This window comes from Halocynthiibacter sp. SDUM655004, assembly GCF_026015885.1.
Lineage (GTDB): Bacteria > Pseudomonadota > Alphaproteobacteria > Rhodobacterales > Rhodobacteraceae > Falsihalocynthiibacter > Falsihalocynthiibacter halioticoli.
The window spans coordinates 306,038-330,802 of sequence record NZ_JAPDUG010000002.1; the positions used below are offsets into that span (position 1 = coordinate 306,038).

At 55.3% G+C, this 24,765-nt stretch carries 17 protein-coding genes and 2 pseudogenes; 11 read left to right on the top strand and 8 right to left on the bottom strand.

Going from position 1 to position 24,765, the window contains the following annotated elements:
- Nucleotides 1–128 precede the first annotated feature (128 nt).
- On the bottom strand, nucleotides 129–1,562 hold the full coding sequence (locus N9C89_RS09185; protein ID WP_263953582.1) for an NAD(P)(+) transhydrogenase (Re/Si-specific) subunit beta: 1,434 nt from the start codon (nucleotides 1,560–1,562) through the stop codon (nucleotides 129–131).
- A 13-nt stretch (nucleotides 1,563–1,575) separates the two neighbouring features.
- A complete protein-coding gene (locus N9C89_RS09190; RefSeq protein WP_263953583.1) occupies nucleotides 1,576–3,150 on the bottom strand; it encodes a Re/Si-specific NAD(P)(+) transhydrogenase subunit alpha in 1,575 nt (524 codons plus the stop codon).
- Between the two features lie 379 nt (nucleotides 3,151–3,529).
- On the opposite strand from N9C89_RS09190, the gene N9C89_RS09195 reads away from it, so the two are divergent.
- The gene (locus N9C89_RS09195; RefSeq protein ID WP_263953584.1) at nucleotides 3,530–4,000 is read left to right on the top strand and encodes a GNAT family N-acetyltransferase; all 471 of its coding nucleotides are present in this window, start codon (nucleotides 3,530–3,532) and stop codon (nucleotides 3,998–4,000) included.
- Between the two features lie 7 nt (nucleotides 4,001–4,007).
- Here N9C89_RS09195 and N9C89_RS09200 read toward each other — a convergent pair whose 3' ends face one another.
- Nucleotides 4,008–4,760: a gamma-glutamyl-gamma-aminobutyrate hydrolase family protein gene (locus tag N9C89_RS09200; protein WP_263953585.1), complete on the bottom strand. Its 753-nt coding sequence runs from the start codon at nucleotides 4,758–4,760 to the stop codon at nucleotides 4,008–4,010.
- Nucleotides 4,761–4,963: 203 nt separating this feature from the next.
- Entirely contained in the window at nucleotides 4,964–7,108 is a 2,145-nt protein-coding gene (locus tag N9C89_RS09205) for a malate synthase G (RefSeq protein WP_263953586.1), read from the bottom strand.
- Nucleotides 7,109–7,306: 198 nt separating this feature from the next.
- Here N9C89_RS09205 and pepN point away from each other — a divergent pair, with 198 nt between their 5' ends.
- Together pepN and N9C89_RS09215 are read left to right on the top strand one after the other, a co-directional pair.
- The gene (gene pepN / locus N9C89_RS09210; protein WP_263953587.1) at nucleotides 7,307–9,859 is read left to right on the top strand and encodes an aminopeptidase N; all 2,553 of its coding nucleotides are present in this window, start codon (nucleotides 7,307–7,309) and stop codon (nucleotides 9,857–9,859) included.
- Between the two features lies 1 nt (nucleotide 9,860).
- Complete coding sequence (locus tag N9C89_RS09215) at nucleotides 9,861–10,613, top strand: SDR family oxidoreductase (RefSeq protein ID WP_263953588.1); 753 nt, start codon at nucleotides 9,861–9,863, stop codon at nucleotides 10,611–10,613.
- Here the strand turns inward: N9C89_RS09215 and N9C89_RS09220 are convergent, their stop codons facing one another.
- On the bottom strand, nucleotides 10,614–11,153 hold the full coding sequence (locus N9C89_RS09220) for a transglycosylase SLT domain-containing protein (RefSeq protein ID WP_394358508.1): 540 nt from the start codon (nucleotides 11,151–11,153) through the stop codon (nucleotides 10,614–10,616). It abuts the gene before it with no gap.
- 304 nt (nucleotides 11,154–11,457) lie between these two features.
- Between N9C89_RS09220 and gatB the strand changes: the two genes are divergently transcribed.
- Both gatB and N9C89_RS09230 read left to right on the top strand, forming a co-directional pair.
- On the top strand, nucleotides 11,458–12,969 hold the full coding sequence (gene gatB, locus N9C89_RS09225) for an Asp-tRNA(Asn)/Glu-tRNA(Gln) amidotransferase subunit GatB (protein ID WP_263953590.1): 1,512 nt from the start codon (nucleotides 11,458–11,460) through the stop codon (nucleotides 12,967–12,969).
- Between the two features lie 96 nt (nucleotides 12,970–13,065).
- Nucleotides 13,066–13,545 carry a DUF4177 domain-containing protein gene (locus N9C89_RS09230; RefSeq protein ID WP_263953591.1) on the top strand — a complete coding sequence of 160 codons (480 nt, stop codon included), beginning with the start codon at nucleotides 13,066–13,068 and terminating at the stop codon, nucleotides 13,543–13,545.
- On the opposite strand, the gene N9C89_RS09235 is transcribed toward N9C89_RS09230, so the two are convergent.
- Nucleotides 13,537–13,794 (bottom strand): BolA family protein, encoded by a 258-nt coding sequence (locus N9C89_RS09235; RefSeq protein WP_263953592.1) that lies wholly within the window; start codon nucleotides 13,792–13,794, stop codon nucleotides 13,537–13,539. The genes N9C89_RS09230 and N9C89_RS09235 overlap by 9 nt on opposite strands.
- A 123-nt stretch (nucleotides 13,795–13,917) precedes the next feature.
- Here N9C89_RS09235 and N9C89_RS09240 point away from each other — a divergent pair, with 123 nt between their 5' ends.
- From N9C89_RS09240 to N9C89_RS09260, 5 genes and pseudogenes are all read left to right on the top strand, one after another.
- Nucleotides 13,918–14,550 carry a J domain-containing protein gene (locus tag N9C89_RS09240; protein WP_263953593.1) on the top strand — a complete coding sequence of 211 codons (633 nt, stop codon included), beginning with the start codon at nucleotides 13,918–13,920 and terminating at the stop codon, nucleotides 14,548–14,550.
- A 195-nt stretch (nucleotides 14,551–14,745) separates the two neighbouring features.
- Nucleotides 14,746–15,732 (top strand): cobaltochelatase subunit CobS, encoded by a 987-nt coding sequence (cobS, locus tag N9C89_RS09245; RefSeq protein ID WP_263953594.1) that lies wholly within the window; start codon nucleotides 14,746–14,748, stop codon nucleotides 15,730–15,732.
- 45 nt (nucleotides 15,733–15,777) lie between these two features.
- Nucleotides 15,778–17,655, top strand: a complete 1,878-nt coding sequence (cobT, locus tag N9C89_RS09250; RefSeq protein ID WP_263953595.1) for a cobaltochelatase subunit CobT — start codon at nucleotides 15,778–15,780, stop codon at nucleotides 17,653–17,655.
- 96 nt (nucleotides 17,656–17,751) lie between these two features.
- Nucleotides 17,752–19,545 (top strand): annotated as a pseudogene (locus N9C89_RS09255) (aminopeptidase P family protein); the annotation flags it as partial.
- A 69-nt stretch (nucleotides 19,546–19,614) separates the two neighbouring features.
- Nucleotides 19,615–19,899: pseudogene (locus N9C89_RS09260) on the top strand (DUF427 domain-containing protein); the annotation flags it as partial.
- A 5-nt stretch (nucleotides 19,900–19,904) separates the two neighbouring features.
- Here the strand turns inward: N9C89_RS09260 and N9C89_RS09265 are convergent.
- Complete coding sequence (locus N9C89_RS09265) at nucleotides 19,905–21,566, bottom strand: chloride channel protein (protein ID WP_263953596.1); 1,662 nt, start codon at nucleotides 21,564–21,566, stop codon at nucleotides 19,905–19,907.
- 98 nt (nucleotides 21,567–21,664) lie between these two features.
- On the opposite strand from N9C89_RS09265, the gene N9C89_RS09270 reads away from it, so the two are divergent.
- A complete protein-coding gene (locus tag N9C89_RS09270) occupies nucleotides 21,665–23,041 on the top strand; it encodes an FAD-binding oxidoreductase (RefSeq protein WP_263953597.1) in 1,377 nt (458 codons plus the stop codon).
- A 60-nt stretch (nucleotides 23,042–23,101) separates the two neighbouring features.
- On the opposite strand, the gene recN is transcribed toward N9C89_RS09270, so the two are convergent.
- Complete coding sequence (recN, locus tag N9C89_RS09275; protein WP_263953598.1) at nucleotides 23,102–24,754, bottom strand: DNA repair protein RecN; 1,653 nt, start codon at nucleotides 24,752–24,754, stop codon at nucleotides 23,102–23,104.
- Nucleotides 24,755–24,765 lie beyond the last annotated feature (11 nt).

Genomic DNA, 24,765 nt, shown 5'->3' on the forward strand with positions numbered 1-24,765 from the left:
GAAATTTTCGCATTGTTTTCAATGTGTTAACTGTGTGCGAATGTATACAAAAACGTCAAACAAAGAAAAAGCGCCCCGCCATATCCGGCGGAGCGCTTGGTATTGATCTTCCGAAAACGGAAGTGATGTTAGTTGATCATCGTCAGCAGTTGATCGAGGCTTGCCTTCGCATCGCCGTAGAACATCCGTGTGTTTTCTTTATAGAACAACGGGTTCTCGATACCGGAGTAGCCAGTACCCTGTCCGCGCTTGGACACGAACACCTGCTTGGCTTTCCAACACTCCAGAACCGGCATGCCGGCAATCGGGCTGTTCGGATCATCTTGTGCGGCTGGGTTCACGATGTCATTCGAACCAATCACGATGGCAACATCGGTTTCGGGGAAATCTTCGTTGATCTCGTCCATTTCAAGCACGATGTCATATGGCACTTTGGCTTCGGCCAAAAGCACGTTCATGTGGCCCGGCAGACGACCCGCAACAGGGTGGATCGCAAAGCGCACATTCTTGCCCTTGGCGCGCAGGCGCTTTGTCAGTTCGCTTACGCTTTGCTGAGCTTGCGCCACGGCCATACCATAGCCAGGAATGATGATGATGTTGTCCGCTTCTTCAAGTGCGGTAGCAACGCCATCTGCATCAATCGCGACTTGCTCGCCTTCGACTTCCATCTGCGGTCCTGCAGCGCCACCAAAGCCGCCGAGGATAACACTGATGAAGGAGCGGTTCATCGCCTTACACATGATGTAAGAGAGGATTGCACCCGAAGAACCAACCAGCGCGCCCACAACGATCAGAAGGTCGTTGCCGAGCGAGAAACCAATCGCCGCCGCAGCCCAGCCAGAGTAGCTGTTAAGCATCGATACAACGACGGGCATATCCGCGCCGCCAATCCCCATAATGAGGTGATAGCCGATAAAGAAGGCTGCCAGCGTCATGATAAAGAGAGGCAAGATGCCGCCAGTGTTGAAGTACCAGACAAGGCAGACAAGCGACAAAATAGCGGCCGAAGCGTTCAGAACATGACCACCGGGAAGCTTTTGCGCCGCCGATGTGACCTTACCCGCCAGCTTGCCATAGGCAATAACCGAACCCGTGAACGTCACCGCACCGATAAAGATACCGAGGAACAATTCAATCCGCAGGATGTTTTGTTCAACCGGAGTTTTATGCGCAAGCAATGCCGCAAACCCTTCGAGGCCGTGGCGTGCTGTCTCGTCCATCGACAAAACATTACCTAGCTCGAGGTGTGCGTTATAGCCCACAAATACCGCCGCAAGACCAACAAGCGAGTGCATCGCCGCCACAAGCTGCGGCATCTCGGTCATCTGGACGCGCTGCGCCACATAGGTGCCGATCACGCCGCCAGCTACGATGAGAACAATTGACAGCACCCAAAGGCCAGACCCCGGCCCGACGAGCGTTGCAAAGACCGCCAGCGCCATGCCGACGATACCATACCAAACCGCGCGTTTCGCGCTTTCCTGTCCGGACAATCCGCCGAGGGACAGGATGAAAAGAACCGCCGCAACAACGTAAGCGGCTGTGGTGAAACCAAATTCCATGATCCCTACCCCCTTAAGATTTCTGGAACATGGCGAGCATACGCCGTGTCACGAGGAAGCCGCCGAAGATGTTAATTCCGGCCATGAAGATCGACAGAGCTGCCAACAGAATGACGAGGAACGACCCCGACCCGATCTGCATAAGCGCACCCAGAATGATGATCGACGAAATCGCATTGGTCACCGCCATAAGTGGCGTATGAAGCGAGTGGCTGACGTTCCAGATCACTTGGAAACCGACGAATACGGCAAGAACGAACACGATGAAGTGCTGCATAAAGCTTGCTGGTGCATAGAGACCGGCAAGAAGCATGAGCGCTCCGCCAATACCGAGCAACGTGAATTGCTGCTTGGTTTGGGCTTTGAATGCCGCAACTTCTTGGGCCTTTTTCTCTTCGGCTGTGAGTTCGGGCGCCGCCGGTTTCGGCTTGGCCGCCGCAATCGCTGCCACTTTGGGTGGCGGCGGCGGGAAAGTAATTTCACCTTGGTGCGTCACAGTCGCGCCGCGGATCACATCGTCTTCCATATCGTGGTTGATCTGACCGTCTTTTTCTGGTGTCAGATCGGACATCATATGGCGAATGTTGTTGGCATACAGCGACGATGCCTGTGCCGCCATGCGCGATGGGAAGTCTGTGTAACCGATGATGGTTACGCCATTTTTCGTTACGATCTTCTCGTCCGCGACGGTCAGCTTACAGTTGCCGCCTTTTTCGGCTGCAAGGTCAACGATGACAGAGCCGTCTTTCATTGCTGCAACCATATCCTCGGTCCAAAGCTCTGGAGCTTCGCGGTTCGGGATAAGGGCGGTCGTAATCACGATATCGACTTCTGGCGCCAATTCGCGGAACTTCGCAAGCTGTGCTTCGCGGAATTCTGGCGAAGAAACAGAGGCATAGCCGCCAGTTGCGGCACCGTCTTGCTGTTCTTCTTCAAAGTCGAGGTAAACAAATTCGGCCCCCATGGACTCGACCTGTTCCGCCACTTCTGGGCGCACGTCGAACGCATAAGTAATCGCACCGAGGCTGGTGGCCGTTCCGATTGCGGCAAGTCCGGCAACACCGGCACCAACAACAAGAACCTTGGCTGGAGGCACTTTACCCGCAGCCGTCACCTGACCCGTAAAGAACCGGCCAAAATTGTTACCCGCTTCGATAACCGCGCGGTAACCAGCGATGTTTGCCATGGAGCTTAGCGCATCCATCTTTTGCGCACGGCTGATGCGCGGCACCATTTCCATCGCGATAACATTGGCACCGGAAGACTTGGCAGCCTCCATACCATCGTCATTCGCAGCAGGGTTAAAGAAGGAAATCAGAGTTTTGTCCTTGGTCAGACGCTTGAGTTCCGTGGCATTTGGCTGGCGAACCTTGGCGATGATATCGCAGGCCTTCCACAATGCGGCGGCTCCGCGGATAACTTCAACGCCAGCTTCTTTATAAGCGGCATCAGAAAAACCGGCGCCCTTCCCCGCGCCCGCTTCGATCGCGCATTCGTATCCCAGCTTTTGCAACTGGAGCGCGCTTTCGGGCGTCATGGCAACGCGTGCCTCCCCCTCGAAAACTTCCTTCGGTGCTCCGATTTTCACAGCACTTTTCCCCTTTTCTCTATCTAAAACACAGGTTTTGAAATCTGTGGGCCGATCACCTCATATCTCGCGCAAGATTGTTTCTCAAGTTACCACCGCGGATTTCATAAAGATTCTCAATTGCCAAGATACGGATTCACTTGCCAAAGCCGCGATAGAAAGCCACGATGCGCAAGGTGTTAGAGGGTAAGATGTCTGATATTGCTCGGATAATAGGCTCACCGAACGGAAATGGCTCCATCGCAAGCGCGGCGCCAAAGGTGTTGCAACATTGCGTAGGCAAGGATGCTGTATTTGCCAAGGTTTCCGCCAATGGGTTTGGTCGTTTCTTTTGCAATGACACGCGCAATGCTTCCCTAGCGTCAATTCGGAGGGTATCATGACCCGAACGTACCGCCGATACAAGGTAGAAGACGCCGAGCCGACCTATGCCGTGTTCTATCGCGCCATTCGTGAAGGAACCGCAGATTACTACAGCGAGGAACAACGCTCGGCCTGGGCCGCAAGCGAAGAGATGCGCCCTGGATGGCCGGAACGCCTTGCGCAGACAGCCTGCTGGGTGGCCGAGGACGACGGCGAAGTGATCGGCTTTTTTACTCTTGAACAGGACGGCCACATTGATCTTGTGTTCGTCTTGCCGGAATACCACGGCACCGATGTCGCTGGGGCGCTTTACGACCTTATCTTAGTGGATGCACACGCCCTCGGCCTACAGCGCCTGTTCACCGAAGCCAGTCGCATGGCACAGCCCTTCTTTGCCAAACGAGGCTGGCATATAACCAGCCGCGAAACCATTGTGCGCGAAGGCGTTGAGCTTGACCGATACAATATGGCGCGCGATCTGTTTTAGGCGCTCGCTATCCTTGCGCAGCCCAATCGCGCACCGCATCCCCAAACGCGCTGAACAGTTTTCGCGAAACGCTATCGTTTTCTGCGTTCCACTCCGGATGCCACTGAACCGAAAGCGTAAAACCGGGCGCGTCTTTGATATAGAGGGCTTCGGGCGTACCGTCCGGCGCGTGGCCATCAACAACCACGCGCGGGCCGGCAACCTTTATTCCCTGTCCATGCAGCGTATTGGTCATCACTTGACGCGCACCAAGGAGCTGTTCGAATGGGCCGTCATCGCTGAATGTCACAACATGGCGAAGCGCAAATTTTTCTTCAAGCGTACCATCGGGCGGCATGCGGTGATTGTCCCGCCCTTCAAGATCCCTTATTTCCGGATGAAGCGAACCGCCCATAGCGACGTTCACTTCCTGAAATCCACGACAAACGCCGAAAATGGGTTGGCCGCGCTCCACACATGCGCGAATGAGCGGAAGCGTAAGCGAGTCTCGTGCGCGATCAAAAAGGCCATGCGCCTCGGTTTCTTCTTCGCCATATTCTTCGGGGTGCACATTTGGTCGCCCCCCTGTGAACATAAAACCATCGCAACACGCGAGCAGGTCTTCGATCTCAACCAGATCTGAATCCGAAGGCACCATCAACGGAACACACCCCGAAACTTTGGCGATTGCTTCGGAATTCATGGAACCGGACGCATGGGCCGGATACTCGTCATTAATAAGAAACCGGTTCCCGATGATACCGACGACTGGTCGCGCCATACTGCCTCGCTTGTTTGCTTCAGAGCTCTATACCACGGCGCAGCACTTGGATAACTGCAAGATTATGCGCGGAAACGCACAGTCGGCGCGGCTCACATTTTTAATACCGCACAGAGATCAATAGCAAATCGCAAAGAAGCTTGTTGCAGAAACGAAAACGGGGAAGCCACAAGCTCCCCCGTTTTTGCACAATTTATCTGCAACTATGCCTGTGCTTTAAGCTCCAGACGACGTGCGTGCAGCACGGGCTCGGTATACCCCGAAGGCTGGACACGCCCCTTAAACACCAGGTCACAAGCCGCTTGGAACGCGATGCCATCGAAGTTCGGCGCCATTGGCGTATAAGTCGGGTCGCCCGCATTCTGACCATCGACCACGGCGGCCATCTTCTGCATGGCGGCCATAACCTGCGGTTCACTCACAACACCGTGGTGCAACCAATTTGCCAAAGCTTGGCTCGAAATCCGGCAGGTGGCGCGGTCTTCCATCAGGCCAACGTTGTTGATGTCCGGCACCTTGGAACAACCAACACCGGCATCAATCCAACGAACGACATAGCCAAGGATACCTTGGGCATTGTTCTCGATCTCTGCCTGAATTTCCTCATCGCTCCAGTTTTGCCCATCTGCAGTCGGGATCGTAAGTAGCGCCGCAAGCGTGCCGCGCGGCCCGCCCGCTTTGATCTCGTCCTGACGCGCAAAAACATCAATCTCGTGGTAATGGGTAGCATGAAGCGTTGCTGCCGTCGGGCTTGGCACCCATGCGCAGTTCGCGCCCGCCTTCGGATGACCGGATTTCGCTGCAAGCATATCCGCCATCATGTCGGGCATCGCCCACATGCCTTTGCCGATCTGCGCCTTGCCCTGCAATCCGCAAGCCAAGCCGATATCTACGTTGCGGTCCTCGTAGGAAAGGATCCAAGGCGTTGTTTTCATGTCGCCTTTCTTAAGGAATGGCCCTGCTTCCATCGACGTGTGGATTTCATCGCCCGTGCGATCAAGGAAGCCTGTGTTGATAAAGGCAACGCGGCTCTTGGCGGCACGGATACATTCCTTGAGGTTTACAGATGTGCGGCGCTCTTCGTCCATAATACCGAGTTTGACGGTATTCTTCGGAAGGCCAAGCGCGCCCTCAACCGCTGTGAAAATCTCATCTGCAAAGGCAACCTCTTCTGGCCCATGCATCTTTGGCTTCACCACATAAACAGAGCCGTGCAAGGAGTTGCCGCTGTCTTTCTTCAGGTCGTGAATGGCGATCAATGTGGTGACCATCGCATCCATCAACCCCTCGCCTGCTTCGTTTCCGTCTTTGTCGAGGATCGCAGGATTGGTCATCAGATGCCCGACGTTACGAACGAGCATGAGAGAGCGGCCTTTTAGTTTAATATCCGAACCATCAGGCGCAACAAACTCGATATCGTCAGCGAGTACACGCTCAAAGGTTTTCCCGCCTTTGGTTACGGTTTCGGATAGATCGCCCTGCATCAAGCCGAGCCAATTGGAGTAGGCAAGCACTTTGTCCTCTGCATCCACAGCAGCGACCGAGTCCTCGCAATCCATGATGGTTGAGATCGCACTCTCTAGGATTACATCTGCGATCCCCGCAGGGTCGGTTGCACCGATCTGGTGGGATTTGTCGATCACGACGCGAATGTGTAGGCCGTTTTTGACAAACAGAACCTCGGACCCATCCGCCTTGGCGCCAGCAAACTGTGCTGCATTCTCAAGCTCAACATTTCCGCCTTCGGTCGCAAAGCTGACCTTGCCGTTATCAACACTTATACCAGTGACATCGGCCCATTTCGCGCCCGCGAGCGGCACTGTGGCATCAAGATGTGCCTTTGCTGCGGCAACAACCTGTGCGCCGCGCTCTGGGTCGAAACCGCCAACAGTCGGCAGGCTGCCCAGCGCATCCGTGCCGTAGAACGCATCATAGAGGCTTCCCCACCGCGCATTCGCGGCGTTTAGTGCAAAGCGTGCGTTCATGATCGGAACCACAAGCTGCGGCCCAGCAATCGTGGCGATTTCCGGATCGACGTTCGCCGTATCAATAGAAAAATCTTCGCCTTCTTCAACGAGATAGCCAATGCTGCGCAGGAAGGCTTCATATTCAACCGGATCATGAGATTGGCCGCGGTGCTCAACATGCCAACGATCAATCTGCTCCTGAATCTCGGCGCGTTTTTCAAGCAAAGCGCGGTTTTTCGGGCCTTTCTCGTGGATAAGGCCAGAAAGGCCATCCCAAAACGCTGCGGGCTCAACCCCTGTTCCGACAATGGCGCGCGTTTCGATAAACTCTGCCAATTCCGGCGCGACCTGAAGTCCCGCTCTCTCTACATACTGCGCCATCGTGCAACTCCTGAATATGTTTGCGCAAAACCTATGGGCTTTCACCTGTGAAGGCAAGATTTGCGGTCAAAACTCTTTACCAATTTTCGGGAAAGGTTTTTTCGGATTTTCAACAGAATGGGAAAACAGTTTATGCCAATTGCTTGCAGCTTTCGGCGAATTGCGGTCAACCTTGGCCAAGCAGTAAGGAAAGACGCCATGACCAACGAAGCTCCGCAGAAAATCTATCTCGCCGAATACAAACCCTTCCCGTTTCTGATTGATGGGGTTGAGTTGAACTTTGATCTCGCGCCGCGCGCCACGCGGGTCAAAAGCAAGATCAATTTCCGCCCCAATCCAGACAGTGACTCACGTGAGTTTTTCCTGCATGGCGAAAACCTGAAGCTCATCTCTGCGAAGATTGACGGTAAAGAGATTTCTCCTGAAGTTACCGATCTTGGACTGACCGCAGATGTGCCAAATGCGCCGTTTGTGTTTGAAGCGGAGGTCGAGATTTCGCCCGAAACCAATACCGCACTTGAGGGGCTTTATATGTCAGGCGGCATGTATTGCACCCAATGCGAGGCCGAGGGGTTCCGAAAGATCACCTACTATCCCGACCGCCCAGACGTGATGGCAACGTTCAAGGTTCGCATTCAAGGTAGCGAAAGCGTGCTGCTCTCCAACGGGAATCCGGTTGAACAAGGCGAAGGCTTTGCAGAATGGCACGATCCATGGCCAAAACCCGCCTACCTCTTTGCGCTAGTTGCCGGAAACCTCGTGGCACACCCAGACAGCTTCACCACAAAAAGCGGCAAAGAGGTGGAGCTCAACATCTATGTTCGCCCGGGGGATGAAGGAAAATGCGCCTTCGGAATGGAAGCGCTCAAACGCTCTATGACTTGGGATGAGGAGGTTTATGGCCGCGAGTACGACTTGGACATTTTCAACATCGTGGCCGTGGATGACTTCAATATGGGCGCAATGGAGAACAAAGGCTTGAACATTTTCAACTCTTCCTGCGTTCTGGCCAGTCCCGAAACGGCAACCGACGCGAATTTCGAGCGGATCGAAGGGATCATTGCCCACGAATACTTTCACAACTGGACAGGCAACCGCATTACCTGCCGTGATTGGTTCCAGCTTTGCTTGAAAGAAGGGCTGACAGTTTTCCGCGATCAGCAATTCACCAGCGACATGCGCAGCCGCGCGGTGAAGCGGATTGACGATGTGATAACACTTCGCGCTCGTCAGTTCCGGGAAGACAACGGACCGCTGGCGCATCCTGTACGGCCTGAAAGCTTTGTCGAAATCAACAATTTCTATACGGCTACGGTCTATGACAAAGGCGCTGAAATTATCGGAATGCTCAAGCGGCTTGTTGGGGATGAAAACTATAAACGTGCGCTTAGTCTCTATTTCGAACGTCATGACGGCGAGGCCGCGACGATTGAAGATTGGCTCAAGGTATTTGAAGACACGACGGGGCGCGATCTTTCACAATTCGCACTCTGGTATTCGCAAGCGGGCACACCGCGCCTCAAGGTAAGCGAAGCGTTCGAGGACGGCACCTATATCCTGACTTTCAAACAGGAAACGCCTCCTACTCCAGGCCAATCGGAAAAAGACCCGCGCGTTATTCCGATCGCTGTTGGATTGCTCAACCCCAACGGCGACGAAGTCCGCGAGACTTGCGTGCTGGAAATGACAGAAGAGGAACAAAGCTTCCGCTTCTCCGGCCTCGCCGCAAAGCCCATTCCTTCTATCCTGCGCGAGTTTTCCGCTCCTGTGATCCTTGAGCGCGAAACAACAAACGCCGAACGCGCCTTCCTCCTCGCCCATGACACTGATCCGTTCAACAAATGGGAAGCTGGCCGTGCCTTGGCCAAAGATACAATCACGCGCATGCTGACCGAGGACAGAACAGTTGGCAGTGATCTTTTGGATGCCATTTCCAAAGTGCGGCGCGATGACAGCCTAGATCCCGCGTTCCGCGCACTTGTCCTTGCGCTGCCCAGCGCGGATGACATTGCCCAAACGCTCTTTGATGCGGGCCATACACCAGACCCAAGCCGCATTCACACCGCGCTTGAGACAGTTGCGCTCTCGTATGCGACGCACCTGCAAGACGTGCTGCCCAAAATCTATGCCGACATGCATATAGATGGCCCCTACTCTCCGGATGCGGAGCCTGCTGGCAAACGCGCGCTTCAAGGCGCGGTTCTTTCGCTATTGTCGCGACTTGATGGTGGCAATCAAGCGCGCGCGCAATTCGCGGCAGCAGACAATATGACCCAGCAACTTCAAGCACTTGCCTGCCTCCTGCGGATTGATCGCGGGCGCGAACAACTTGCGGCCTTTGAGGAACAGTGGAAAGACGACCGGCTTGTCATGGACAAATGGTTCAACCTGCAAACCGCGCTCGCCGCGCCTGAAGCCGCTGTTCAAACCACAGAGGCCCTTACCAAACACGCCGCGTTTGATTGGAAAAATCCCAACCGCTTCCGCGCAACGCTGGGCGGGCTGACAGGCAACATGGCTGGCTTCCATTCACCTGACGGCAGCGGCTATCGACTTGTTGCGGATTGGCTTATCAAACTTGACGCCGCAAATCCCCAAACCACTGCCCGCATGAGCACCTGCTTTGACAGTTGGCGGCGCTATGATGCCGACCGTCAAGCGCTCATCAAGGCAGAGCTGACCCGCATCCTCGAAACTCCGAAACTCTCGCGGGATACAACAGAGATGGTTACCCGTATTTTAGGAGACTGATATGGCCGAACGGCGCAACCTTTTGATCACCGGCGCAAGCGACGGGATTGGAGCGGAAACGGCCAAACTCGCGGCGGCACGCGGTTACAACATCGGAATTGGATACCGCACTGATAAAAAGGGCGCCGAAGAAACCGCCCGTGCAGCGGAAGCACTGGGGGCAAAAACGGTCTTGCTACATGGCGATATCTCGGTCGAAGCAGACATTCAGAATGTGTTTGCGACGTTCACCTCGGAACTTGGGCAGCTTGATGCATTGGTAAATAACGCTGGCATTGTTGGGCCGAGTATGCGGGTCGAGGACATGAGCCGCGCACGTCTGGATCAAATGTTCGCGGTGAATACCATCGGCCCAATGCAATGCGCCCAGACCGCCGTTCGCCTTATGGCGCATCGCTATGGCGGCAAAGGCGGCGTGATCGTTAATGTATCTTCGGTTGCCGCGCTGCTTGGAAGTCCGAATGAATACGCGGATTACGCCGCTGCAAAAGCCGCGTTAGATGCGTTCACAATCGGGCTGGCCAAAGAGAACGCCCGCGAGGGTATTCGCGTAAATGCGGTTCGCCCTGGCGTTACACGAACAAAAATCCACGCAAAAGGCGGCGAGGAAGGCCGCGAAGACCGCATTGCACCGATGGTTCCCATGGGACGCCCGGGCGAAGCGCAAGAAATCGCAGAAGCAATTCTCTATCTGCTGTCGGACGCCTCATCTTATATGACCGGCAGCTTTCTTGACGTCACAGGCGGGCGATAATTATTCGCAGTAGCTTTGGCGGCTGGTCCATTTGCGCATGTCCGCGGTACGGGAGGCGCTGCTGAATGGTCCCCAGTCGGCAGCAACCCCGCCGCGCCTGCCATTCTCCTTAGCAGCAACCACGCCATCACGTGGAACGGTCTCTGCCCAAATGCGAATAGCACAAGAGAGGTTGGCGGAGCCGTTTTTGAGCGCCTCGCCGCTTTTGGCATCGCAACCATATCCGCGCGCTGTTGCCGGAGCGATCTGAACAAGGCCGAACCAACGTCCGCCCCCACCGACGGCTTTTGGATTCCACGTGCTTTCCCATTTCGCCAGCGCCGACATCAGACCTACCCAAAACTGGGCCCGCTGGCTTTCACTGTTTTCTGCGTAGGCAGGGCACCATTGGTGGATGTCAGCGGGGATTGTTTTCGGCAGGACCGCGCCGTGCGTTTGCAAAGCGTTCAATGTTGTTTCGGTCCAGACATCACCGCTCGGCAGGTGGTCCCATCGCGCGACACTTGGTTTGAATTCACCAGAGTCCGCAGCATTCCCCATGAACCCGCCTTCGCCGCACCCAACCAAAACAGCTAGAACAACACCACATCCGAGCATCTTAGCCCGTTTTGTCAATCCGCCAATGCGCTGCATCCGCAAACTCCTCTTGAATTACCGGCAAAAGAAACACCAGATCACAAACCGGATGCAATCGACTTTTCGTTTCCCGCGTATAGCTTGCGGAAACACGCGCAAAATAGCGGCGATCCTCTTGCCTCGCTTGGGCGGCTGATCTAGATAGGCTTGAACTGAGAAAAATGCGGCCTGTTGGCCTATCAACAGGCGGTTGCCGAGGGAAAACCACATGCTCGACCTGACCTATACAACGCCCAAAGTCAAAACAATCGCGGGCGCCAAGCACGATTGGGAACTTGTGATCGGAATGGAAATCCACGCACAGGTCGCCAGCAATGCCAAGCTATTCTCCGGCGCGAGCACCACTTTCGGCGCAGAGCCGAACTCTAATGTTGCCTTCGTTGACGCCGCGATGCCAGGCATGCTCCCAGTGATTAACGAATATTGCGTAGAACAAGCCGTGCGCACGGGGCTTGGCCTTAAAGCGGATATCAACCTTTACTCTGCCTTCGACCGCAAAAACTATTTCTACCCTGACCTTCCTCAAGGGTATCAGATCAGCCAGCTTTACCACCCCATCGTTGGCGAAGGCGAAGTTCTGGTTGAAATGGGCAATGGCGAAGCGCGCCTTGTGCGGATCGAGCGTATCCACCTTGAGCAAGACGCCGGCAAATCCATCCACGATATGGACCCCGCAATGAGCTTTGTGGATCTTAACCGCACTGGCGTTGCATTGATGGAAATCGTCAGCCGCCCCGACATTCGCGGCCCCGAAGAAGCTGCTGCCTATGTGATGAAACTGCGCCAGTTGCTGCGCTATCTCGGCACCTGTGACGGCAACATGCAAAACGGTAACATGCGCGCGGACGTTAACGTCTCTGTTTGCCGCCCGGGGCAGTACGAGAAATATCAAGAAACGCAGGATTTCAGCCACCTCGGAACCCGCTGCGAAATCAAGAACATGAACTCCATGCGCTTTATCCAGATGGCTATCGATTACGAGGCCAAGCGTCAGATTGCCATTCTTGAAAGCGGCGGTGAGATCGATCAGGAAACCCGCCTCTATGACGCTGACAAGAACGAAACACGCTCTATGCGCTCCAAAGAGGAAGCGCATGATTACCGGTATTTCCCCTGCCCTGACCTACTTCCGCTCGAAATCGAGCAAGACTGGGTAGATGGCATAAAAGAAAGCCTCCCAGAGCTTCCAGACGAGAAAAAAGCGCGCTTTATGAGCGACTTCGGCCTGACAGACTATGACGCAAGTGTTCTGACCGCCGAAGCCGAAAATGCTGCTTTCTTTGAGAAGGTCGCCGAGGGCCAAGACGGCAAACTCGCAGCAAACTGGGTGATCAACGAGCTCTTTGGCCGTCTCAAGAAAGACGACAAGGATATCAATTCCTGCCCCGTCACACCTGAGCAGCTTGGCGCGATCATCGGATTGATCACCAAGGGCGATATCTCAGGCAAGATCGCCAAAGACCTCTTTGAGATCGTCTATACCGAAGGTGGCGACCCCGCGAAGATCGTTGAAGAGCGCGGCATGAAGCAGGTTACCGATATGGGCGCAATCGAAGCCGCCGTGGACCAGATTATTGCCGACAACCCAGCGCAGGTTGAGAAAGCCAAAGCCAACCCGAAACTGGCCGGTTGGTTCGTCGGGCAGGTTATGAAAGCGACTGGCGGCAAGGCGAACCCGAAAGCGGTCAACGAGATCGTTTCCAAGAAACTCGCAGGCTAAGTTACGCGCCGTTCCGCCCGTCGGAACGGCCGAAACGCTTGAGTTTTTCGGTAAATCCTTTAGGGACTTCACATCTTCAACGGAGTGACACCAAAGATGACCGCCTTTGAATACAAGATCGTTCCTGCCCCGCAGAAAGGCCTCAAAGGCAAAGGGATGCGTACAACCGAAGCCCGCTTTGCCAATGCACTCACTTACGAAGTGAACAAAATGGCGCGCGAAGGCTGGGAGTATCTGCGCTCAGAGACATTGCCGTGTGTCGAGCGATCGACCCTCGGCACCAAGTCAAATTCGTTTCAATCCGTCCTCGTGTTTCGTCGCGAAGCAACAGAAGAAAACGAGAATAAGCTTGCTGCCCCCGAACGCGGAAAATCGCTCTTTGCACCCTTTGGAAAATCCGTTGGCCCCGCGACCGCACCCGAACCTGCCGCAATCGCCAAACTGTCAAACGACAAAGATAGCAGCGAAGAGGGCAGTGCAGAAACCGAGGCGGATGAAGTCGAAGTCGAAGTCGATAGCGATAACACGGCTTCTGACGACAAAAAAGCCAACAAAGACGACGAAAAGTCAGCCTGAGATATCAAGCGCTAACGCGTGAATGCGTGAAACAATATCAGAACCGAGCGCCTTATGAACGGCGCGGTGACGGTTGATGCGCGACATCTCTGCAAACTCGGGTGCCTTGATCACAATTCGAAAGTGGCTCTCGCCTGATCCATCATCTCCTGCGTGTCCAGCGTGCAGGTGGCTTTCGTTGATCACCTCAAGCGTGTCCGGCGCAAAGGCGGCTGTAAGTTTTTCGTGAATTTTCTCTGCGATTGCCATTTTTCCACCTTTTCCGCTTCAACTTGCTGGCCAAAACACTAAACTCTCTGCTCCGAGTCGCGAATTGGCTCAGGCACAGGTTGGACACGGCCGTTGTAGGCCACAAAGTTTTAGGACGCCAGCATGAAGAAAGACGATCCCTTCGGGTTTGACATGAGCGTTTCTTCCGACAAGAAAAAACGCACCAGAGGGCGGCGCGGCATGTCTGGCGCCTTTGAAACCTCTACGCGCAAATGCGAACATCCTGGTTGCGAGGAAGTCGGCAAGTATCGCGCGCCACGCTCGCCCGATCACCTCGACGAATACCTTTGGTTCTGTAAGGACCACGTGCGGGAATTTAACCTCAAGTGGAACTTCTTTAACGGTGCCACAGAGGAAGAGATCGAAAAGCAACTCGGCAAAGATCGTGTCTGGGAACGCGAGACAAAGCCGCTTGGCAAAAAATCCGCCGAGCAACGCGCATGGGAACGCCTTGGCATCGATGATCCGCATCAGGTTCTGGGCGAGAACGCCACACGCAATCCAGGCAAATCTATTACCGGTACACGCCGCCTGCCCCCGACCGAACGCAAGGCCATCGAAATTCTCGAGGCCAAAGATCATTGGACCAAGGCAGAAATCCGCAAAGCTTACAAAAAGCTTATCAAAATCCTTCACCCTGACATGAACGGCGGCGACCGTTCAGACGAGGAGCGTTTGCAGGAAGTGGTTTGGGCATGGGACCAGATCAAAGACAGCCGCGTATTCAAAGATTAGGCGCATCATACGCCACACACCAACCAAAGGGTCGCACAATGTTGCGGCCCTTTTTCGTGGTGTACCGTAGTTTCACGGCGTCATGCGGAGATTGACGCCGATAAATCCGCGCCGCCCTTGCACGTCACTTGATTTTCAAGCACAACACCTCTTGAAAACGAGGCACGCGCGGCGTGAATTTCAAGGAAACAGACGATGGCGGACGGAGCAATGGATCAGAACGTAAAACCAACAGAAGAGATCTCGGTACGCGATGTCTTTGGAATTGACAGCGACATGGTTGTTAAGGGCTTTGCCGAGAAAACCGACCGTGTGCCAGAGCTCGACAGCACCTATAAATTTGATCCCGACACCACGCTCGCCATTCTCGCTGGTTTTGCGCACAACCGCCGCGTGATGATCCAAGGTTACCACGGCACGGGTAAATCAACCCATATTGAACAAGTTGCCGCGCGCCTCAACTGGCCATCTGTGCGTGTGAACCTCGATAGCCACATCAGCCGGATCGACCTTATTGGTAAGGATGCGATCAAACTTAAAGACGGCAAACAGGTTACTGAATTTCAGGAAGGTATCCTGCCTTGGGCGCTTCGCACCAATACCGCGATTGTCTTTGATGAATACGACGCAGGCCGCGCGGACGTAATGTTCGTTATCCAGCGGGTGCTTGAAGCAGACGGCAAGCTCACTTTGCTTGACCAGAACAAGGTGATCACACCGCACCCCTATTTCCGTATTTTCGCCACTGCGAACACCGTTGGCCTTGGCGATACAACCGGCCTTTACCACGGCACCCAGCAGATCAACCAAGGCCAGATGGACCGTTGGTCGCTTGTTGCTACGCTGAACTATCTTAGCCACGATGCCGAAGCGAACATCGTGATTGCCAAGAACCCTGCTTACAACACCGACAAGGGCCGCAAGACGATCTCGCAAATGGTGACCGTAGCCGATCTTACCCGCACGGCGTTCATGAATGGCGAACTTTCCACCGTCATGAGCCCACGGACCGTGCTGGCGTGGGCGCAAAACGCACAGATTTTCCGCAGCGTTGGTTATGCCTTCCGCTTGAGCTTCCTCAACAAATGCGACGAGCTTGAGCGGCAGACAGTTGCTGAATTCTATCAGCGTTGTTTTGACGAGGAACTCCCAGAAAGCGCCGCAAGCATGAGCCTCGGATGAGCGCACCCATGCATAATCGCCGCGCGCTAACAGCGGAGGCATAGGATGCAGAAGAAGTCTGACAACCCCGCCGATCCGTTCAAAAAGGCGCTCGCTGATGCGACCCGCGTTCTTGCGGATGATCCGGAGCTTTCGGTCTCCTATACCGTTGACCCTCCCGGAAAAACGGCGGATTCGGTACGCTTGCCGCAGGTAACGCGTCGGATGAGCCGTGAGGAAGTTCTGCTTGCGCGAGGCAACGCCGATGCGCTTGCACTTCGTCACAAGTATCACAACGACGCGACCCACAACCGCTATCTCCCCCAAGGGCAAATGGCGCGGGACCTCTACGAAGCAATGGAGAACGCCCGTTGCGAGGCCGTCGGTGGCCGCGACATGCCCGGCACCTTGAGCAATATCGACGCCAAAATCGGCAACGAGGCTCTCCGTAAGGGCTATGGCGATATCAGCGCGCAATCGGAAGCCCCGCTTGCCGAAGCCGCGGGGTATTTGATCCGCCATCTTGCAACAGGCCGCGACCTTCCCGCGGGTGCGGCGAATGTCATGGAGCTTTGGCGCCCATTTATTGAGGATCAGGCCGGCGGTACGCTTGAATCGCTTGAAGAAATGCTCGCAGATCAGGTCTCTTTTGCAAAGCTCGCCCGCCAGATTATCGACGATCTTGGCTATGGCGACCAGCTTGGTGAAGACCCGGACGGCGAAGACGACAGCAGCGACGAAGAAGCCCAGCCCGAAGCCGAAGAAGAGCCGGAGAATCCCGATTCAACCGGTGAGGACGACGAAGAAGAAGAGGCCGAAGCCGCGCCCGAGCAAAGTCAGGACGACAGTCAGGACCAAAGCCAGGCACAGGTTTCCATGGATGACGCCGCCGATCAGGAAGACGGCAGCGAAGCAGATATGCCAGATGGCGACGCCCCGATGGACCCGCCTCCTCCTGCTGCACATTCAGAGGCTGATCCGGATTATCAGGTCTTTTCAACAGATTGCGACGAGGAAATTCTCGCCGAGGAATTGGCAGAGCCCGCCGAGCTTGAGCGTCTCCGCGCCTATCTTGACCAACAGCTTGAGCCGCTGAAGGGCGCTGTTTCGCGACTTGCCAACAAGCTGCAACGCCGCCTGCAGGCCCAACAAAACCGGAGCTGGGACTTCGATCAGGAAGAAGGCATTTTGGATGCTGGCCGCCTCGCACGCGTGATTGCCAATCCGACAACGCCGCTTTCGTTCAAAGTTGAACAAGACACAGAGTTCCGTGATACCTGCGTAACACTTCTAATTGACAACTCCGGCTCCATGCGAGGGCGTCCGATTTCGATCGCGGCGATCTGTGCAGATGTTCTCGCGCGAACTCTGGAACGTTGTCAGGTCAAGGTCGAGATCCTCGGATTCACCACCCGCGCTTGGAAAGGTGGACAAGCCCGTGAAACTTGGCTGCAGCAAGGCCGCCCGCAGCAGCCGGGCCGCCTGAACGACCTGCGCCACATCATCTATAAATCCGCAGACGCCCCTTGGCGGCGGACTCGCCCGAACCTTGGGCTGATGATGAAAGAAGGCTTGCTCAAGGAAAATATCGATGGAGAAGCGCTGGAATGGGCACACAAACGCACCATTCACCGCCCCGAAGCGCGCAAAATCCTGATGGTCATCAGCGACGGTGCACCGGTGGATGACAGCACGCTATCGGTCAACCCGCCGAATTACCTCGAGAAGCACCTGCGCGATGTGATCGCTATGGTTGAGAAGAAGAAGTTGGTTGAGTTGCTGGCTATTGGTATCGGTCATGACGTGACCCGCTATTATGACCGCGCGGTGACGATCACGGATGTAGAACAGCTCGCTGGCGCCATGACTGAGCAACTCGCAGCACTCTTTGACAATGACCCGCGTGCGCGCGCCAAATTTCTTGGTATCCGGCAGGCCGGCTAGCCGTTTGATGCGGAATTGGTGCGTATAACCGCGCCACCTTTAACAACAAAAACTTGGCGAGCAGATCTACCGCGCGCCATTTATCGGAGGTCGTGCATGTTTCAAGATTTTGGAACCGTTTCCCACCCAGAGTTCGGCCCGGAACGGCTGACAAAGCTCCGCGCGGCGCTTGAGGCAAGAAATCTCGATGGATTCATCGTGCCACGTGCAGACAGGTTTCAGGGCGAATATGTGGCAGATTGCGATGCACGGCTCTCTTGGCTCACCGGATTTACGGGCTCTGCAGGGTTCTGCGTCGTGCTCCCCGAGGTAGCGGGCGTTTTCATTGACGGACGATATAGAACGCAGGTGAAATCGCAGGTTGATCTGGCGCATTTCACGCCAGTTCCATGGCCCGAGCAATCGGCAGCAGACTGGATCAAAAGCCAAACAAAAGGGCCATTGCGACTTGGTATCGATCCATGGCTCCATACTGTTCAGGACATACGCGCGCTCGAAAGCGGCCTCAAAGGGACCGGTGTTGAGATTGTTGCGCTTGATGAAAATCCGCTTGATGCAATTTGGGTCGACCGCCCTGCCCCTCCCGCTGCGCCAGCCGTTGACCAGCCACTTGAATTCGCCGGTGAACCCCACGAAAGCAAGATCAAGCGCATGGCCACAGCGATTGCGGATGCGGGTGCGTCACAAGCTATCATTACCCAACCAGATGCGATTTGTTGGCTCTTGAACGTGCGTGGCGCCGATATCCCGCGCAATCCCGTTGTGCACGCGATGGCCGTCTTACACGCCGCAGGACACGTAGACCTTTTCACGGATCCGACTAAATTTAACGAGGTTGCGGAGAAGTTCGGCCCTTCCGTCGCGCTGCATGCTGAAAGCGAGATGCCCGACTTCGTCTCCGCTCTCAAAGGCCCCACTTTGCTTGATCCGGCGACTACGCCGCTCGCCCTAGCCGAAATCTGCGCCGAGACTATCGAAGCGCCGGATCCCTGTGCGCTTGCAAAGGCGTGCAAGAACGACGTCGAGCTTGCAGGCGCCGATGCCGCCCAATTGCGAGACGGGGTGGCTATGGCAGAGTTTCTGTGCTGGCTTGACGAAAACGCCCCTAGCGGCACACTCACCGAGATCGATGTCGTCACGAAACTCGAGTCCTTCCGCCGCGCAAGCAACGCTCTGCGCGAAATTAGCTTCGAAACAATTGCGGGCGCTGGTGAGCACGGTGCAATCATGCATTACCGCGTGTCCGAAGACACAAATCGTTCCGTCAAATCTGGCGAGCTTTTGTTGGTCGATAGCGGTGGCCAATATCAGGATGGTACAACCGACATCACCCGCACCATCGCTGTCGGAGAGATCGGGGAAACAGAAAAACGCTGCTTCACGCGCGTCCTTCAAGGGATGATCGCAATCAGCCGCGCAGAGTTCCCGAAGGGCACCAAAGGTCGCGACCTTGATCCATTTGCCCGCATGGCACTTTGGCAAGCTGGGCAAGATTTCAATCACGGGACCGGCCATGGTGTCGGCAGTTATCTTTCCGTCCACGAAGGTCCGCAGCGCCTTGCAAAAACCGGTTCCATTGCGCTGGAAACAGGGATGATCCTCTCTAACGAGCCCGGATATTACCGCGAGGGGGCGTTCGGTATTCGTATTGAAAATCTCGTTGCCGTGGAACCTGCCCCAGCCCATGCAGATGCAGACCCCGAGCGCGACTTCCTTCGGTTTCGCACAATGACCTTTGTTCCCATTGATCGACGCCTGATCATGACATCGCTTCTAAACAAGGCGGAAATTGACTGGATCAACCAATATCATTTTGCCACATGGAAGCTTTTGCGTGATCATGTTAGCAAGCCAACTCGAAGCTGGCTCAAAGAGGCCTGCGCGCCATTAAAAGGAGACGCACCTGTGCCGGAAATTACGATCACAAAAGCAGATACTACCTATGTGGTGCGCGCCGGTGGTGCGGTTATTGGGGAAAGTCAAAACGCACTTATCCTCAATGAAGGTTCGCTCGCCCCTGTGGCCTATTTCCCGCGCGAAGACGTCGCAATGGCGATGCTTGAACCGAGCGATCACACCACTCACTGCCCGTGGAAAGGCAACGCCTCTTACTTCTCAATTCACACCAAAAGTACCGTTATCAAGAACGCGGTGTGGTCTTATGAAGAGCCATTGGAAAGCGTCGAAGAAATCGCTGGTTACCTCGCCTTCGCAGGAGAGAACGTTGCCGTCGAGGGGCTTTGATCCGCTTACGAGTGCTCTTCTGCGGCGGTTTCTGATAGGGCGCGGTTAAAGGTTAGCAACGCGTCCACATGATAGATTGCCCCCAATAGCGCGCCGCTCTCGGCGACAACCGGAATGAAATCCAGATCATGCGCTTCAAACTCTGGCATGATCTCTTCCAGAGTTGCTTCGGGCCCAACCAGACGCCCTTCTTTGACGAGAGCATCGCAGTCAGCCTCATCGGCGCATCGTTGCTCTCCGAGAGCACGCATGACCGTCTTAACGCGTATCGTAGACAGCAAATATCCTTGTGGACCCGCCGCCAAATGAACATCGCGGCGTTCGAGCTGCGTCAGGAAGAAACTCTTGTCGACCATGCGCGAAGAAATTGCGGTCGAAACAGACACTGCCGCCATAACTGCAAGCCCAGTTTGCCAGTCTCCCGTCAATTCAAACACGATGAGCGTTGTAGATATCGGCGCGCCCAATACCGCTGCGGCCACGGCCCCCATTCCTGCAAGCGCATAGATCGTGTGCGAGCCGCTGACATTGGGAAAAGCCTGTGTCGCGATTAGGCCGAACGCCAGCCCAGTTAGAGCACCTAGCATCATCGCGGGGGAGAATACCCCGCCTCCCATGCGCCCCGCCATCGTGATCGCAACGGCAATGGCCTTCAAAACGGCAAAAACAACGGCCTCGCGGAACAACAGATCACCAGACAAAGCCGCCGAAGTTGTTCCGTAGCCAACACCGATAATGTGTGGGAAGAAAATGGCGATGCCGCCAAGCAATCCACCCGCAATTGCAGGGCGCAAAATTGCAGGGATACGCAGTGTTTTTTGCAGGACGTTGCCGAAATTATCGGCCCAGAATATCGACTTCATCAAGACAACCGCGACAAGCCCCGAAATAATCCCAAGCAGGAGAAATGCGGGAAGCTCTACGTAGAACGCCAATTCACCAACGCGCATGAGCTGAAACTCGGTCACATTGCCAAATTCGAGGCGGCTGATGACGGTACCCGCGACCGACGCAATAACAATGGGCGCGAATGCGTGCACCGCAAAGTGGCGAAGGATAACCTCAAGCGCGAACAACGCTCCTGCAATCGGTGCGTTAAAGCTCGCTGAAACAGCCGCTGCAACGGCACACCCAAGTAGATCCCGCGCATCAATGCCGCTGGCATGAATGCGATTGCTTACCCATGTCGAAATTACCGCCGCCAGGTGCACGACCGGGCCTTCACGCCCAGTGGAGCCGCCCGACGAAAGCGTAATCAATGATGCAAGTCCGCTTGCCAATCCCTCGCGGCGCTCCACGCGTCCATGATGCAGGGCTGCGCCCTCGATGACATCAGCGACAGAGCGAACGCGTCCGTCGGGCGTATATTTGTTCAGCAAAATTCCAACGATCAGCCCGCCCACAATCGGCACAAGCAAGATCCAGTACCACGGAAGCCGATCCGCAACAGAAAGCATATCTGTGCGCGTCTCCGCATCATATAAAAAGCCCTGAAGCGCCAAGATGGCTTTGCGAAAATACAGCGCTGTAAATCCGGCTCCAATCCCGATCAAAAGCGCAATAAACCAGAACTGCAGCTCGTTCGGCCCCTCTTGCCGAATGATGCGCAATGCGTCCTTCACCGCCAGATTGGCGCGCTGGTAACCGTCTTTGATCTGGGCTTTCATTGGCAACAGCTGTTCATTGCGGGTCAATGCCTTTGGACTTTCCCAAGCGGATGGGTTCACCTAGGGTTTCACTCGGACCGAATGAAGGCAGAGGCAATATGACCATCGAAACCGCATTGACCGAACTCTCCTCCTTGTTAGGCGATCGTTTGTCGCGTTCCAAGTCTGATCTGGAAACACACGGAAAAAGCGAGACATATTTTCCACTTACGCCACCTGACGCCGTGGCCTATCCGCTAAGCACCGAAGACGTGTCTGCGATCCTGCGCATCTGCCATACCCATGAATGCCCCGTTGTTGCGTGGGGTACAGGAACCTCTCTTGAGGCTCATGCCCTCGCGGTACAAGGCGGCATCTGTTTGGACATGACGAAAATGAACCGCGTGGTCGAGGTGGCGCCAGAGGACTTCGCGGTAACGGTTGAACCGGGGATAACCAGAGAAGAGCTAAACACGGAGTTGCGCGCAACAGGACTATTCTTTCCGGTAGACCCCGGAGCAAATGCATCAATCGGCGGCATGGCGGCAACACGCGCAAGCGGTACAACCACGGTTCGTTATGGCTCCATGCGTGATAACGTTCTGGGGCTTACCGTGGTGCTGGCAGATGGCCGCATTATCAAAACTGGTGGCCTCGCTCGAAAGTCCGCGGCAGGCTATGACCTCACCTCGCTCTTTCTTGGCAGCGAAGGGACCCTTGGCATAATCACGTCACTCACTCTGCGCCTTCATGGGCAGCCAGAGGCGATTTCTGCGGCCGCGTGCGTCTTTGAAACAGTGGATGATGCCGTCGCGACGGTCATCGAAACCATGCAGTCTGGTGTCCCCATGGCACGAATTGAACTCGTAGATGCTGATACGGCACGCGGGTTCAATATCTACGCGAAAGCCGACATCCCCGAAAAGCCACACTTGCTCATTGAGTTCCACGGTTCAGAAAGCGGCGTTGCGGAACAAGCAGAGAGCTTTGGAGAAATCGCACAGGATAATAACGCGCTCGCTTTTCGGTGGAGCAATCGACCAGAAGAGCGCGCCGAGCTTTGGAAAATACGCCACAACGCCTATTACGCCAGCCTCGCCCTAAGACCAGGAGCTTCGGCGATCGTAACTGATGTTTGTGTGCCGATCTCCAAGCTGGCTGATGCAATCAAAGCGGCACAGGCAGACATTGCGGCGTCTTTCTTGACTGGCCCAATTCTCGGGCATGTTGGCGACGGCAACTTTCACGCAATCCTGCTTTGCGACAAGAACGATCCGAAAGAAGTTGCTGAGGCAAAGCGCCTTGCCACCGAAATGTCTCGCCGCTCGGTAGAGGTTGGCGGTACGATCACGGGGGAACATGGTGTCGGGATGGGCAAACTCGGCCTAATGGAACTAGAACACGGCTCGGATGGGTGGAATGTTATGGGAGACATCAAAAAGGCACTCGATCCCACAAATATCATGAATCCAGGCAAGTTGACGCGTCAAAACTAAAGGCATTCCCATACCAGCCCAAAATGCCACCGAAATGAAAGCTAACAATCGAAGCCGATCTTAACCCGCAAGAAGCGTTTTTGCGGCGGCTCGCGCTTCGTTGGTGATGCGATCCCCAGAGAGCATTCGCGCAACTTCGTCCACACGATCTTCTGCGGCGAGCGGCACAACAGTCGATAGCGTAGAGCCGTCTTGTATCCGCTTCTCGACCCGCCAATGATGCCCGCCGAGCGCCGCAACTTGAGGAGAATGGGTTACGACGAGTACCTGTCCCTCCGCGGCCAAGGCCGCCAACCTGCGGCCAACCGCGTCAGCAGTCGCCCCTCCGACACCACGGTCAATCTCGTCAAAGATCATCGTGATGCCTTTGGTTCCCGAGGTAAGGCAAACCTTCAATGCCAACAAAAACCGCGAAAGTTCGCCTCCAGAAGCGATCTTGTTCAGAGCGCCTGACGGAGCGCCTGGGTTGGTTGCAACAGTGAACACAACATCATCAGAGCCCTCTGGACCACCGTCGATTTCGTTGAACTGGGTCTCAAAAACGGCGCGCTCCATTTTGAGCGGAGCTAGCTCTTTGGCCATGGCCGCATCAAGCTTTTTCGCTGCGGCTTTTCGCGCCGCGCTCAGGGCGTTTGCGGCATCCTCATAGGCTGCCTGCGCCTCTTCAAGCGCGCGCTTCAATGTGCCGATATTCCCTGCGCCTTGGTCCAGCGCCTCAAGACGCTTGCGTAGTTCATCCGCGTGGGCAGCAAGATCATCAGCCAATACGCCATGCTTGCGCGCAAGAGCGCGGATCGCAAACAAACGCTCTTCGCAGTCTTCAAGCTCACCTGGGTTAAATCGCAATCCATCCAGCGCACTCTCGATTTCGGATTGCCCCTCACTCAATTCATTCAGTGCACGGGTCAGCGCCTCAATCCCACGATCAAAAGCACCATCAAGCTGAGTCGCGGAGTCCTCTAACCAGCGCAGCGCATTGACGATCAACGCCTCTGCGCCCTGCCCGCCAATCGCATCGCGTGCTTTGGTAACGTCATCAGCAACGCGCGTCGCGGCCTGAAGCTGGCGACGGCGGGTGTCTAGCTCCGCTTCCTCACCAGCAACAGGACCAAGAGCATCAAGCTCTTCAACTGAATGCCGCAGGAAATCCTCTTCCTCGCGCAGATCGGCAAGATGGGCTTCCTCGGCCAAAAGCGTTTTTTGCGCCGCCGAGAGGGCTCTCCATGCTTCCGAAGTTTTTGCAACTTTGCTTTCAAGCCCACCATATGCATCGAGCATTTTTCTATGTCCGCGCGGATTTAGAAGTCCGCGGTCATCATGCTGTCCATGCAGTTCAACAAGCGTTTCAGAAAGCGCACGAAGCACCTCCCCAGAGGCGCGGCGATCGTTTATCCACGCCGTTTTTCGTCCGTCGGCGGAATTCACCCGCCGCAAAATAAGCTCCTCGTCCGAATAGGGTATACCGGCCTCATCAAGAACCTTTTGCGCGTTGTGGCCAGATGGGATTTCAAAGCATGCCGTGACTTCACCCTGCTTTGCTCCACTGCGTACAAGCTCGGCACGTCCGCGCCATCCCAACACAAACCCCAGAGAATCGAGCAGAATGGATTTCCCCGCGCCGGTCTCGCCCGTAAGAACATTCAAACCAGCCTGAAACTCAAGGCTCAGGTGATCAATGATAAGCATGTCGCGGATCTCGAGACTACGCAGCATGGATTGCGCCT

Excerpts from the sequence above, each read along its gene's own strand:
- N9C89_RS09205 (WP_263953586.1), bottom strand. The coding sequence starts at position 7,108 with ATGGCGCAGTATGTAGAGAGAGCGGGACTTCAGGTCGCGCCGGAATTG.
- pepN (WP_263953587.1), top strand. The coding sequence starts at position 7,307 with ATGACCAACGAAGCTCCGCAGAAAATCTATCTCGCCGAATACAAACCC.
- N9C89_RS09230 (WP_263953591.1), top strand. The coding sequence starts at position 13,066 with ATGACCGCCTTTGAATACAAGATCGTTCCTGCCCCGCAGAAAGGCCTC.
- cobT (WP_263953595.1), top strand. The coding sequence starts at position 15,778 with ATGCAGAAGAAGTCTGACAACCCCGCCGATCCGTTCAAAAAGGCGCTC.
- N9C89_RS09240 (WP_263953593.1), top strand. The coding sequence starts at position 13,918 with ATGAAGAAAGACGATCCCTTCGGGTTTGACATGAGCGTTTCTTCCGAC.
- N9C89_RS09270 (WP_263953597.1), top strand. The coding sequence starts at position 21,665 with ATGACCATCGAAACCGCATTGACCGAACTCTCCTCCTTGTTAGGCGAT.
- N9C89_RS09235 (WP_263953592.1), bottom strand. The coding sequence starts at position 13,794 with ATGGCAATCGCAGAGAAAATTCACGAAAAACTTACAGCCGCCTTTGCG.
- N9C89_RS09195 (WP_263953584.1), top strand. The coding sequence starts at position 3,530 with ATGACCCGAACGTACCGCCGATACAAGGTAGAAGACGCCGAGCCGACC.
- gatB (WP_263953590.1), top strand. The coding sequence starts at position 11,458 with ATGCTCGACCTGACCTATACAACGCCCAAAGTCAAAACAATCGCGGGC.
- N9C89_RS09200 (WP_263953585.1), bottom strand. The coding sequence starts at position 4,760 with ATGGCGCGACCAGTCGTCGGTATCATCGGGAACCGGTTTCTTATTAAT.
- N9C89_RS09185 (WP_263953582.1), bottom strand. The coding sequence starts at position 1,562 with ATGGAATTTGGTTTCACCACAGCCGCTTACGTTGTTGCGGCGGTTCTT.
- N9C89_RS09220 (WP_394358508.1), bottom strand. The coding sequence starts at position 11,153 with ATGGGGAATGCTGCGGACTCTGGTGAATTCAAACCAAGTGTCGCGCGA.
- N9C89_RS09215 (WP_263953588.1), top strand. The coding sequence starts at position 9,861 with ATGGCCGAACGGCGCAACCTTTTGATCACCGGCGCAAGCGACGGGATT.
- recN (WP_263953598.1), bottom strand. The coding sequence starts at position 24,754 with ATGCTGCGTAGTCTCGAGATCCGCGACATGCTTATCATTGATCACCTG.
- N9C89_RS09265 (WP_263953596.1), bottom strand. The coding sequence starts at position 21,566 with ATGAAAGCCCAGATCAAAGACGGTTACCAGCGCGCCAATCTGGCGGTG.
- cobS (WP_263953594.1), top strand. The coding sequence starts at position 14,746 with ATGGCGGACGGAGCAATGGATCAGAACGTAAAACCAACAGAAGAGATC.